The organism is Dactylosporangium sp. NPDC051541 (genome assembly GCF_044454505.1).
In the GTDB taxonomy this organism is placed as follows: Bacteria; Actinomycetota; Actinomycetes; order Mycobacteriales; family Micromonosporaceae; genus Dactylosporangium.
Window position 1 is genome coordinate 14596 of record NZ_JBITDU010000007.1, and the last position, 13071, is coordinate 27666.

At 75.2% G+C, this 13071-nt stretch carries 4 protein-coding genes; all 4 read right to left on the reverse strand.

Going from position 1 to position 13071, the window contains the following annotated elements; all coding sequences use genetic code 11:
* Nucleotides 1-27: 27 nt before the first annotated feature.
* From ACIA8L_RS29295 to ACIA8L_RS29310, 4 genes are read right to left on the reverse strand one after another with little or no spacing between them, the layout of a single operon-like run.
* Nucleotides 28-5400: an amino acid adenylation domain-containing protein gene (locus ACIA8L_RS29295; RefSeq protein ID WP_395909747.1), complete on the reverse strand. Its 5373-nt coding sequence runs from the start codon at nucleotides 5398-5400 to the stop codon at nucleotides 28-30.
* Complete coding sequence (locus ACIA8L_RS29300; protein ID WP_395909748.1) at nucleotides 5397-8486, reverse strand: amino acid adenylation domain-containing protein; 3090 nt, start codon at nucleotides 8484-8486, stop codon at nucleotides 5397-5399. The genes ACIA8L_RS29295 and ACIA8L_RS29300 overlap by 4 nt, the downstream gene beginning before the upstream one ends.
* On the reverse strand, nucleotides 8479-11730 hold the full coding sequence (locus ACIA8L_RS29305) for an amino acid adenylation domain-containing protein (RefSeq protein WP_395909749.1): 3252 nt from the start codon (nucleotides 11728-11730) through the stop codon (nucleotides 8479-8481). Before ACIA8L_RS29305 ends, ACIA8L_RS29300 begins: the two co-directional genes overlap by 8 nt.
* Entirely contained in the window at nucleotides 11723-13069 is a 1347-nt protein-coding gene (locus ACIA8L_RS29310; RefSeq protein ID WP_395909750.1) for a M20/M25/M40 family metallo-hydrolase, read from the reverse strand. Before ACIA8L_RS29310 ends, ACIA8L_RS29305 begins: the two co-directional genes overlap by 8 nt.
* Between the last annotated feature and the right edge of the window lie 2 nt (nucleotides 13070-13071).

A 13071-nucleotide genomic window follows, 5' to 3' on the forward strand; every position in this document is an offset into this window, starting at 1 on the left:
CGCGACACCGGCACCGGCCACCGAGCGTCATCTGGGTGCCGATGGTTCGTCCTTGCCCGCGTTGCGGGCGCCGATCAGGTCGTCGGGCAGGGCGTCCGGCACCCGGTCGTCGAAGCGGGCGATGGCCGGGATGCGCAGCGCGGCGAAGACGATGAGCGCCATCGCCGCCGCGAACACGACGTACATGAACGCGGTACCGCGGCCCGGTCCGACGCCGATCACCGCGCCCACCGTGCCGGCCAGGGGGCCGTCCGCGCGCAGCAGCGGCTCGAACAGGCGGCTGCCGAACGGCACGACCAGGCCCCAGGCCAGCGGAATCGTGGACCAGGCGAGCAGCGTGTTCAGCGCGAACACCCGGCCGTGGTAGCGCTGCGGGACCTTGACCTGCACGACGGTCTGGTAGATGCCGTTGACGATGGTCAGGCCGAAGCTCATGCCGAACGCCCCCGCCGCCACCACCGCCTCGACCGGGCGCAGGGCGGTGACCAGGCTGGCCCCGGCGAGCACCAGGACGCAGAGCAGCATGCCGCGGACCCGGGCGTGGCGGGGGCCGCCCCAGAAGCCCATGACCAGGGCGCCGACGACGGCGCCGAGGCCGGCGCAGACGCTGACCCGGGCCACCGTCGACAGGGTGCCGAACGACAGCACGAGCGGCGACACGAGCAGGAACAGCGGGCTCAGGAAGATGTTGAGGATCGCGAAGAACCCGAGCAGCGACCCGAAACCGCCCTTGCCCATGCTGTACTTCCACCCGCCCACGATCTCGGCGACGAGTGACTCGCGCCGGCGCCAGGGCATGGTGTCCGGGAACCGCACGGCCAGCAGGACGCCGACCGCGACCAGATAGCTGACGACGTCGATGAGCAGGATTCCGCGCAGGCCGATGGCGGCGAAGAGCCCGGCGCCGAGCAGCGGGACGAGGAACTGCGCGACGCCGATCGCGAGCTGCACGACGCCGTTGGCGTGGCCCAGGTAGCGCTTCGGCACCAGCTGCGGCACCGCGGAGAAGTACGCCAGCCGCTGGAACGACAAGGCGATCGAGAGCACGACGAGCAGCACGAAGATGTAGGGGACCCGGAGATGGCCGGTGACGGCGAGGACCAGTAGCACCGCCTGGGTGCCGCCGGCGGCGAGGTCGCCGGCGAGGATGACCCGGCGCCGGTCGAAGCGGTCCACGAGGGCACCGGCGACCGGGGCGATGAGGATCCCCGGCACCAGGCCGAGGACGGCGAACACCGCGAAGTTGGCGAGGGAGCCGGTGGTCAGGTAGATCCACAGCGGCAGGGCGAACTCGGTCAGCGCGGTGCCGATGATGGAGATCTGCTGCCCGGCGGCGACGGCCAGGAAGCGGCGCATCGTCGGCTCGACGGCCGGGCGGCCCGGCTCCGCTCTCCCGGCCCGGCCGGTGACCGCCCAGCCGCCACCGGGGTCACGCACCGGCTCGGTGGTGCGGTGCACGGTCGTGATGATGGCGGCGAGCTCCTCGGCGCGGTACTTCAGGAAGAAGTGTCCGGCCTCGTCGAGCTCGACGAGCGCGACCGAAGGGCTCAGGAACAGCCATTCCTTGTACCGTTCGGCCGCCCACTCGGTCGTCGGGTCGCGGTCGCCGGCCACCGAGATGATCGGCGTGCGCAGCGGCGTGACGTCCCGGTCGAACAGCTCGGTGAAGTAGTCCTCGGCCTGGTCGGAGCCGGCCCGCATGTTGGCGACGATCTGGTCGGCCTGCTCCGCGTCGAACTCGGCCATCTCCACGCCCATGGAGCGCAGCCAGTTCTCGTAGGAGCGGTTGCCCTTGAGCTTCTCCCGGCGGGCCAGCAGCCGGCTGAGGCGGGACAGGACCCGCCCGGAGGGCCGCGCGAACGGGAAGATGCCGCCGACGTACACGGCGTCCAGGTCGCGCCCGGCCTCCTCCAGGGCCCGGGCGAGCGCGACGGCGACGGCGCTGCCGATCGCGCAGTGCCCGTAGAGCACCAGCGGGCCGTCCACGGCCGCGAGGATCTCGGCCGCGCACCGGCGGACGAGCTCGTCGAGGGGGATCGCCGCCTCGTCGAGGCCGATGTCCTGGCCCGGGATCGACACCGCGTAGAGCGAGCAGGTGTCCGGCATGGCGTCGGCGAGCGGCTGGTAGACCACCGCGCTGCCCCCGCCGTAGGGGACGCACACGAACGACATGGTGCGCCGCCCGGCCGGGACGGGCCGGGTCAGCTCGTGGACGAGCCGGCGCGGCCCCCGCTCGGCGGCCGGGGTCGACACCAGCGCGGCCAGCTCCCGGATGGTCGGCTGCTGGAAGACGTCGAGCACGGAGACGCCGGCGCCGAACTTCTTGCGCACCCGCGCGACCAGCTGGGTGGCGAGCAGGGAGTGCCCGCCGAGGTCGAAGAAGTCGTCGTCGATGCCGACGGCGGGCAGCGTGAGCAGGTCCCGCCAGAGCTCGGCCAGCCGGACCTCGGCCGGGGTCCGCGGCTCCGCGAGGGCGGTGGAGGCGTCGCGGACGATCTGCGGCGCGGGCAGGGCGCGGCGGTCGAGCTTGCCGCTGGGGGACAGCGGCAGCGCGTCGAGGGCGACGACGGCCACCGGCACCATGTAGTCGGGCAGCCGTTCCTTCAGGGCCGACCGGGCGGCGACGACATCGGCCGCCCCGGTGACGTAGGCGACGATGCGCCGGTCGCCGGGCTGGTCCTCACGCACGACCGCGGCGGCGTCGGTCACGCCGGGCTGCTCGCGCAGCGCCGCCTCGATCTCGCCGAGCTCGATCCGCAGACCGCGCAGCTTGATCTGCCCGTCGATACGGCCCAGGAATTCGGCGGTACCGTCAGCACGCCAACGAGCCAGATCGCCGGTCGCATACATGCGCGATCCCGGCGGGCCGAACGGGTCGGGGACGAACCGCTCGGCCGTGAGGGCGGGGCGGCGCAGATAGCCGCGGGCGAGCCCGACGCCGGCGATGTAGAGCTGCCCGGCCACGCCGACCGGGGCCGGCCGCCGGTGCTCGTCCAGCACGTAGAGGGCGATGTTCTGGATCGGCGCGCCGATCGGCACCCGGGCCAGGCCGGCGAGGGCGTCGGCGGTGCACTCCCAGGCCGAGACGTCCACGGCCGCCTCGGTCGGGCCGTACAGGTTCCACAGCCGGGCCGGCAGCGTCTGCAGGCAGCGGGTGGCGACGGCGGGCGGGAGCGCCTCGCCGCTGCAGATGACCCGCCGCAGCGACGGGCACGCGCCCGCGCCCGCCTCGGCCAGGAACACCGCGAGCATCGACGGCACGAAGTGCGTGGTGGTGATCCGCTCGGCGTCGATCAGGTCGCGCAGGTAGGCCGCATCACGGTGGCCGCCGGGGCGGGCCAGGACGAGGCGGGCCCCGACCAGCAGCGGCCAGAAGAACTCCCACACGGAGACGTCGAAGCTCGCCGGGGTCTTCTGCAGGACGGCGTCGGTGGCGTCGAGCCGGTACTGCCGCTGCATCCAGTCGAGCCGGTTGACGATGCCGCGGTGGGTGTTGCCGACGCCCTTGGGCCGCCCGGTCGAGCCGGACGTGTAGATGACGTAGGCGAGGTCGTCCGGGGTGGCCCGGGGGAACGGCCCGGCGTCCTCGTCCGCGGGATCCAGCGGCAGGGCGGTCAGGTCCTCCTGGGTGAGCATGACCGCGGCGGTGGCGTCGGTGCGCATGAACGCCAGCCGGTCGGCCGGATACTCGGGGTCCATCGGCACGTAGGCCGCGCCCGCCCGCAGCACGCCCAGCAACCCGGCGACGAGCTCGAGGGAGCGTTCGGCGCACACGGCGACCAGGTCGCCCGGGCCGACGCCGTCCCGTCGCAGCCGGCGTGCGACCTTGCCGGCGGCGGCGTCGAGCTCGGCGTAGGTCCAGGTCCGGCCCTCGAAGGTGACCGCGGGCGCGTGCGGCGTCCGGCGGACCTGGGCCGCGAGCAGGTCGGTGAGGGTGGCGTCGGGCACGTCCACGGCCGCGGGCGCGGCGAGCACGCCCGGCGCCAGGTCCACCGCGGACAGTCTCCGGCCGGGGTCGTCGACGACGGCCCGGATGAACGTCACCAGGTGCTCGGCCAGCCGTTCGATCGTCTCCGGGAGGAACAGGTCGGGGTTGTAGGTGAGCACGCCGCCCAGCTCGGCACCGAACTCGGCCCAGTAGAGCTCCAGGTCGAACCGGCTTGCGGCGAGCGGCACCCGGAACGGCTCGACACCGATCCGGCCGGGCCGCGCCTGGCCCGGTGCGGTGTAGTTCTGCAGCACGTGCAGCACCTGGAACAGTGGCGGCCGGGCCACGTCGCGGATGACCTTCAGCTCGGTGACCAGCCGCTCGAACGGGACGTCCTGGTGCCCGTACGCGTCGAGGCACGCCTCGCGGGTGCGGGCGAGCAGCTCGGTGAACGTCGGGTCGCCGTCCAGGCGGGCGCGCACGGCGAGGGTGTTGACGAACATCCCGACGAGGCCCTCGACCTCCGGGTGCGGCCGGCCCGCGACCGGGGTGCCGACGGCGAAGTCCCGCTGGCCGCTGTGCCGGGCCAGGACCGCCTGCCAGCACGCCAGCAGCGCCATGGACAGCGTCGCGCCGCGGTCGCGGGCCAGCCGCCGCAGCCGTCCGGTGAGCCCGGCGTCCAGGCCCATCGGCCGGTTCGCCCCCGCGTAGGTCTGGCGGGCCGGGCGGGGCCGGTCGGTCGGCAGGTCGAGCGGTTCGAGCCCGGCCAGGGCGGTGCGCCAGTAGTCGACGTCGCGGCCGAGGGTGGTGCCGGTGAGGTGCTCGCGCTGCCAGGCCGCGTAGTCGCCGTACCCGATGGGCAGCGTTCGCAGGTCCGGCGTCCGGCCCTCGACGGCGGCGTCGTAGCCGGTGACGACCTCGTGGTAGACGAGGTCCATCGACCAGCCGTCGGTGGCGATGTGGTGGATCAGGATCAGCAGGACGTGCTCGGCCGGGCCGAGCCGCACCAGCAGCGGGCGCAGCAGCGGTCCGGTGGCGAGGTCGAACGGCACCGCGATCGCCTCGCCGAGCAGGTGCCGGGCCGCGGCCTCGTCCGCCGCGGCCACGACCGGCACCTCCACAGGTGTCCACGGGTCGATTCGCAGGTGCGGCTTCCCGTCGTCGCCGGCCGGGAAGCGGCTGCGCAGCGGCTCGTGCCGGGCGACGAGGCCGTTGACGGCGGTGGTGAGGGCGGCGTGGTCGAGCGCGCCGCGCAGGCGCACCAGGAACGGCAGCGAGTAGGCGGCGCTGCCGGGCGCGAACTCCTCCATGAACCAGAGCCGCTCCTGCCCGAACGACAGCGGCGGGTCACCGGCCCCGGCCGGGCGCCGGGGGATCACGGCCGTCGTCGTGGCCGCCGAGGCCCGCAGCCGCTGCTCCAGCAGCGCCCGCTTGACCGGCGACAGGTTCGACTGCGACGGTGCGGCCGTCACGCCGCACCGTCCGCGGAGAGCAGGGCGGCGGCCTCGTCGTCGGAGAGCAGGTCGATGTCGGCGACGAGCAGGTCCTCGACGAGGATCGCCAGCTCCTCGAGGGTCGTGTGACTGAAGATCATCCGGATCGGTACCTCGACTCCGACCGCCGCCCGCAGCCGCGCGGCGACCTTCGTGGCAAACAGGGAGTGCCCGCCGACCTCGAAGAAGTCGTCGTGGGCGCCGGCGCGGTCCAGGCCGAGCACGTCGCACCAGACGGCCGCGACCAGCTCCTCGGCGCTGGTCCGCGGCGCGACGAAGCCGTGCTGGACCCGGTCCGGCGCCGGCAGGGCCCGCCGGTCGACCTTGCCGCCGGGGGTCAGCGGGATGCGGTCCAGCACCACGATCTGCGCCGGCACCATCCACCGGGGCAGCGTCTCGGCGGCGAACGGCCGCAGCGCCGCGACGTCGATGCCGGAACCGACCACGTAGGCGACGAGCTCGTGCCCGCCCGGCGGGACCACCACGAGGGCCTGTTCGACCTGGGGGTGGGCGACCAGGCGGGTCTCGACCTCGCCCGGCTCGACCCGATAGCCGCGGACCTTCACCTGCTCGTCGGCGCGGCCGAGGAACTCCAGCTGCCCGTCGGGGCGCCAGCGGACGCGGTCGCCGGTGCGGTACATGCGCGAGCCGGGCGGTCCGAAGGGGTCGGGCACGAAGCGCTCCGCGGTCGCCGCGGGCCGGTGCAGGTAGCCGCGGGCCAGCCCGGCGCCGGCGATGCACAGCTCGCCCGGCATGCCGGGGCCGGCCAGCCGGAGGCGGTCGTCGAGGACATAGACCGATGTGTCGGCGAGCGGGCGCCCGATCGGCGGGCGGCGGTCGATGTCGGCCGCGCCGAGGGTGGCGGTGGTCGCGATGACCGTGGTCTCGGTCGGGCCGTAGGTGTTCACCAGCTCGATCGCGTCGGGTAATTGGTCCCGCCAGCGGGCGACGGCGTCCGGGCGGACCTGCTCGGCCCCGAGGATCAGCAACCGCAGCGCCGGCGGCCAGTCGATGCCGTCGGCGACGAGCTCGTGCCAGTAGGCGGTCGGCAGGTCCAGCACGGTAATGCCGGGCTCGGCCTTGAGCAGGTCCGGCAGGTGCTCGCCGGGCGGCAGCAGCACCAGCTCGGCGCCGGCCGTCAGCGCTGGCCAGACCTCCTCGACGTGAGTGTCGAAGCTCGTCGCGGCGAACTGCACGACCCGGTCGCCGGGACCGATGCGGTACCGCTCGCGCATCCACGCCACCCGGGCCGCGACCGCGCCATGCGGCACCGCGACGCCCTTGGGCTGCCCGGTCGAGCCGGACGTGTAGATGACGTAGGCGAGCTCGCCGGCCTCGGGCGCGCCGGCCTCGAGCGCCGCAGTCTCGCCGCCGTCGAGGTCGGCGGGGCCGGTGACGACGTGCGTGGCCCGGCTGTCGGCCACCATGTACTCCCGCCGCGCCGCCGGATAGGCCGGGTCCAGCGGCAGGTAGGCGGCGCCGCAGCGACCCGCCGCGACGAACGTGGCGATGAGGTCGGGGCCGCGCTCCAGGCCCACGCCGACGACGGCGCCCGGGCCGACCCCGGCCGCCCGCAGCCGCCCGGCGATGTGCTCGGCCCGGGCGTCGAGCTCGCGGTAGGTGATCCGCCCGGTGCCGCAGGACACGGCGATCGCGTCCGGGGCGCGCCGGGCCTGTTCCCGCACGGCCGTGACGAGGTCCGGTGCGGTGCCGGCGGCCGGGCCGCAGCCCAGCTCCAGCAGCCGCTCCCGGTCGCCGTCGGTCGAGGTGTCCAGTGTGGACAGCGGAGCGTCCGGCCGGGCGGTGGCCGCCTCGAGCAGCCGGGCCAGCCGGGCCGCCATCAGCTCGGCGGTGGCCCGGTCGAACAGGTCGGTGTCGTACTGCAGCATGAGCCGCAGCCCGCTCGCCGAGCGCCACACGTCCAGCGACATGTCGATCTTCGCGTGCTGGAAGCCGGTGTCGAAGTGCTCCGAGTGCAGCCCGGGCACGATCTGCTGGTCGATGTCGTCCTCGTTGTGCAGCACCAGCATCACGTCGAACAGGGCCGCACGGGAGCCGCGGGCCACGTCCGGGTCGCTGATCAGCCGCTCGTAGGGGACGTCGATGTGGGCGTAGGCGCCGAGGCAGGCCTCCCGGGCCCGGCCGAGCAGCTCCCGGAACGTCGGGTCGCCGGACAGGTCGCCACGCAGCACGACGATGTTGATGAAGAACCCGATCAGCGGCTCCAGCTCGACCCGCGGGCGACGCTCGACCGCGGCGCCGACGCTGATGTCGTCCTGTCCGGCGAAGTCGCCGAGGACCACCTGGAACGCGGCCAGCATGGCCATGAACAGCGTGCACCGCTCGGCCTGGGCGAGGCGTTCGAAGGCTGCGGCGAGGTCCGGGTCGAGGTGGAACAGCACGCCGTCGCCGCCGCTCAGCGCCACCTCCGGCCGGACCCGGTCCAATGGAAGGGTCAGCGGGGGAGCGCCGGCGAGCCGGTCCCGCCAGTAGTCGAGGTTGTCGATGCCGAGGTCGCCGCGGGCCCGCTGCCGGGTGGTGAACTCGTGGTACTGCACGGGCAGCTCGGGCAGCACGACCGGGGCGCCGGCGGCCAGCGCGGCGTAGGCGGCGCCGAATTCGGCGACGATCCGCCCGCGCGAGCCGCCGTCGCCGACCAGGTGGTGCAGCACGACGCACAGCACGTGGTCGTCGGGGCCGAGGCGGATGACGGCCGCCCGCACGAGCGGCGCGACGGCCAGGTCGAACGGCTCGTTCACCAGCGCCGTTACGAGGTCCTTCGCGGCCGCGGCCGGGTCCGGCGCGGCGGAGGTGTCGGGGAAGGCGACCGGCAGGCCGGCGGGCGGCTCGACGATCTGGACCGGCTCGCCGTCGCGCTCCTCGAAGCGGGTCCGCAGCACGGCGTGCCGCTCGACGATCAGCCCGATCGCGGTCGCGGCCAGGCCGGTGTCCAGTGGCCCGCGCAGCCGGTAGACGACGTGGACGTTCTCCGAGGCGTCGCCGGGCTGGAGCAGCTCGGCGAACCACAGCCGCTCCTGCGAGTACGAAAGCGGCGCCTCAATCATGCGTTTCCTCACCGTCGGGGAGTAGGTCCTGCACCTGGCGGGTGAACTCCCGCAGGGTGCTGCCATGGAAGACCGCGGTCAGCGGCACGTCGACGTGCAGCGCCGCGCGCAGCCGGGCCACGACCCGGGCGGCGTGCAGCGAGTGCCCGCCGAGGGCGAAGAAGTCGTCGAGCGGGCCGATGTCGAGCGGCTCGGCCCCCGGGGACGCCTCGGCCGGGTCGAGCACCTCGGCCCACACCAGCGCGACCCGCCGCTCCAGGGCGGTCGCCGGGGCGTCGGCGTCCACGGCCGCCCCGGTCCGCGGCGGGGCCGGCAGTGCGGCCCGGTCGAGCTTGCCGTTGGGGGTCAGCGGCAGCCGCTCCAGGGCCACGAAGACGACCGGCACCATGTAGGCCGGCAGGCGACGCTGCAGGTGGGCGGCCAGCTCCTCGGCGGGCACGGCCGCGCCGGCCGGCACCACGTAGCCGACGAGGCGGCCGTCGGGGTGTACGCGGGCCGCGGCCTGCGCGACGGCGGGGTGCGCGGCCAGGCCGGCCTCGATCTCGCCGAGCTCGATGCGGTAGCCGCGCAGCTTGACCTGGCCGTCGGCGCGGCCGTGGAACTCCAGCTCGCCGTCGGCGCGCCAGCGGACTACGTCGCCGGTGCGGTACAGCCGCGCGCCCGGCGGGCCGAACGGGTCGGGGACGAATCGCTCCGCGGTCAGGCCCGGCCGGCCCCGGTAGCCGCGGGCGACGTGCGGCCCGCCGATGCACAGCTCACCCGGCACGCCGATCGGCACCGGGCGCAGCGCCGCGTCGAGGACGTACACCCGGGTGTCCTCGAGCGGCCGGCCGATCGTCACCCGGTCCGGATCCTTGGGCACGGTGGCCGTGGTCGCCCAGACCGTCGCCTCCGTCGGGCCGTACATGTTGCCCAGCCGCGCGGCCCGCGGGCGCAGGGCCCGGGCCACGTCCAGCGGCAGGGCCTCACCGCCGGCGAGCGCGACGACGGACGGCTCGTCGAAGCCGGCCTCAAGCAGCAGCCGCCACGTCGACGGCGTCCCCTCCACGTGGGTGACCCCGCCGGTGCGGATCAGGCGCAGCAGGCCGGCGCCGTCGCGGCCCTCGTCGGCGATGACCACGCGCCCGCCGGTGAGCAGCGGCACGAACAGCTCCGGCACCGACATGTCGAACGCCGGCGTGGTCAGCCACAGCCAGGCGTCACCGGGGCCGGTCGCGAACCGGGCGGCCATGGTCTCCAGCAGCCGCAGCATCGCGCGGTGCTCGACCTCGACGCCCTTGGGCCGCCCGGTCGACCCGGACGTGTAGAGCACATACGCGAGATCGTCCGGACCGGCCGGCACCGGTCGGCTGCGCGCCGCCGGTGCCGATGCCGTTTCGAACAACAGCGTCGCCGGTACTGCCGGCAGCCCGTCGGCGTGCGCCCGCCCGGTGACGAGAATCCGGGCCCCCGCGTCGCCGACGATGTGGGCGAGGCGCTCCGGCGGGTGCGCCGGGTCCAGCGGCAGATAGGCGGCACCGGACAGCAGCACAGCAACGATCGCCGTGTACAGCTCCAGGGACCGCTCCGCGCAGACGGCGACCACGGCCCCCGGCCCGGCGCCGGCCCCGGCGAGCCGGGCGGCGAGGTCCTCGGCGTCGGCGAGCAGCTCGGCGTAGGTGACGGACCGGTCCCCGGCCACGACCGCGACCGCGGCGGGGGTCGCCGCCGCCTGCGTCCGGATCCGCTCCGGCAGGGTCGGCGGCCCGGCCGCAGGGCCGCCGGGCGGGCCGGCGGCGAACTCGTGCAGGACGAGCCGGCGCTCGGCGGCGGGCAGCGGGTTCAGCCGGGACAGCGGCGCCGCCGGGTCGGCCGTCACCGCCTCCAGGGTCGCGATCAGGTGCGCGGCCAGCCGCTCGGCGGTGGGCGGGGCGAACAGGTCGGTGTTGTAGACGAGGTCGCCCTCCAGCCGCCCGTTGCCCTCGCGCAGGTGCAGCTCCAGGTCGGTGCGGGTGACGGTGGTCGTCAGCGCGGCCGGCCCGATCGCCAGGCCGGGCGCGGCCGGGGCGGGCGGGTCGAACGCCTCCAGCGACAGCACGACCTGGAACAGCGGGGCCCGGCTCGGGTCGCGGCGCAGGCTGAGCTCGCCCAGCAGCTGCTCGAACGGCAGGTCCTGGTGCTCGTAGGCGGCCAGGCAGCGCCGCCGGGTGCGGGCCAGCAGCTCGGTGAAGGCCGGGTCGCCGGACAGGTCGGCCCGCAGCGTCAGCATGTTCATGAACATGCCGATGACCGGCTCCAGCCGCGGGTCGTCGCGGCCGGCGACGGGGGAGCCGACGGCGAAGTCGGCCTGCCCGGAGTGGCGGCCGAGGACCGCCTGCCACACGGCGAGCAGGGTCATGAACAGCGTCGCGCCGTTGGCCCGGCCCAGCTCCGTCGCGGCGGCTGTCAGGGCGGGGCCGATCAGCAGGTCGACGGAGGCGCCGGGGAACGTCTGCTGCGCCGGGCGGGGCCGGTCGGTGAGCAGCTCCAGCGGCGGCAGGTCGCGCAGCTCGTCGCGCCAGAACGCCAGGTGCCGGCCCATCGCCGAGTTGCCGCTGCGCTGCCGTTCGCGCTGCCAGGCGGCGAAGTCACCGTAGCCGAGCTCCAGCGGCTTCAGCGCTTTGACGGGGTCACCGCTCTGCTGCGCGTAGGCGGTGAACAGCTCGTCCACCAGGAGGTTGACCGACCAGCCGTCGCCGATGATGTGGTGGAAGGCCAGCAGCAGCACGTGGTCCTCGGCGGTGAGCCGGACCAGCACCACCCGCAGCAGCGGCCCGGCGGCCAGGTCGAACGGCTCCCCGCAGGCGTCGCTGATCAGCTTCACGGCGAGCCGCTCGCGGGCCGCCGGGTCGGCGTGCTCGACGGTGGCGTGCTCGACCGCGACCGTCACCGCCGCCGGCACGTCGACGGTCGGCAGCCGGTCCGCGTCGACCGGGAAGCGCATCCGCAGGCTGTCGTGGCGGCCGGTGACCACGTCGACGGCCCGCTGCAGCGCCGCCGCGTCCAGGGCGCCGCGCAGCCGCAGCGACTTGAAGACGGTGAACGCGGCCAGGCCGCCGGCGAGCTGCTCCATGAACCAGAGCCGCTCCTGGCCGAACGACATCGGCGGGCGCACCCCGGGCCGCAGCCGCGGGAATCCGCTCGCCGGCCGGGCCGACATCGCCGTGCGCAGCCGGGCCTCGATCGCCGCCCGCTGCGCCGAGTTCAGGGTTCGCCGCTCAGTCATCGCCGCCGCCAAACTCCCGCAGGAACAAGGTCTCGCTGTGGATCGTGCGCGCCAGCTCGCCCAGGTCGAGCCGCTCGTTCGGGGCGTGGATCGCCGAGGCGCGGTCCTCCGCGCCGAACACGAGCAGTTCGGCCCCGGGGAACACGGCGGCGAACGTCGAGGCGACCGGGATCGAGGCGCCGCCGCCGATCTCGCGGGCCGGCCGGCCGTACGCGACGTGCATCGCCCGCTCCATCGCGGCCCGGGCCGGGCCGCCGGGCCGGGACCGGAAGCCGGGGCCGAGCATCTCGTGCGACGCGACGACCTGGACCCCCCACGGCGCGACCCGCTCCAGGTGCTCGACGACGGCGTCCATGGCGGCGCCCGGGTCGGCGTCCGGTGCGACGCGGACGGTCAGCCGGGCCCGCGCGACCGGCTGGATCGCGTTCACCCCGCCCGCGATCGGCGGCACGTCCAGGCCGGTGATGACGATCGCCGGGCCGGCCCAGAGCCGGTCGGCGAGCGGGCCGGTGCCGACGAGCTCGACGTCGTCGAGCAGCCCGGCCGCGGCGCGGATCACGTCCTCGCCCAGCGGCGGGCCGGTCCAGGCCCCGCCGGGCAGCCCGGGCACGGCGACCGCGCCGGCGTCGTCGTGCAGGGTCGCGAGCATGCGCACGAGCGCGGTCACCGCGTCGGGTACGGCCCCGCCGAACTCGCCGCTGTGCAGCGGCTCTCGCAGCGCGCACACCCAGACCGTGAACCCGGCGGCGCCGCGCATCGACGTGGTCAGGGCCGGCTCGCCGACGCGGAGGTTGCCGGCGTCGGCCAGCAGGATCGCGTCGGCGGCGAGCAGGTCGCGGTGGGCCCGGACGAACGCGGCGAGGGACGGCCCGCCGTACTCCTCCTCGCCCTCGATGAGGACCTTCACCCCGCACGGTGGCCGGCCGCCGTGCACGGCCAGGGCGGTGGCGTGCGCGACGACCCCGGACTTGTTGTCGGCGGTGCCGCGGCCGAACATCCGCCCGTCGCGGATCACCGGGGCGAACGGGTCGGTGCGCCAGCGGTCACGCTCGCCGGCGGCCTGCACGTCGTAGTGCGCGTAGAGCAGCACGGTCGGCGCGCCGGGCGGGGCCGGGATTTCCCCGAACACCACCGGCGGGGCGCCGTCCACCGGCAGCTGCCGCACGTGCGGCAGGCCGGCCCGGCGCAGCAGCTCCTCGGTGTGCTTGGCCGCCTGCAGCAGCGGTTCCGGAGGGCTTCCGGGAAACGCGACGGACGGAATCGAGACGAGTTCGGCCAGGTCTTGGATTGCCGCGGGCATAGCGGCCCCTACGGCATCGGCGATGGCACCACGATGCATTA

Coding starts and splice junctions, on each gene's coding strand:
- ACIA8L_RS29310 (WP_395909750.1), bottom strand. CDS start 13,069: ATGCATCGTGGTGCCATCGCCGATGCCGTAGGGGCCGCTATGCCCGCG.
- ACIA8L_RS29305 (WP_395909749.1), bottom strand. CDS start 11,730: ATGACTGAGCGGCGAACCCTGAACTCGGCGCAGCGGGCGGCGATCGAG.
- ACIA8L_RS29300 (WP_395909748.1), bottom strand. CDS start 8,486: ATGATTGAGGCGCCGCTTTCGTACTCGCAGGAGCGGCTGTGGTTCGCC.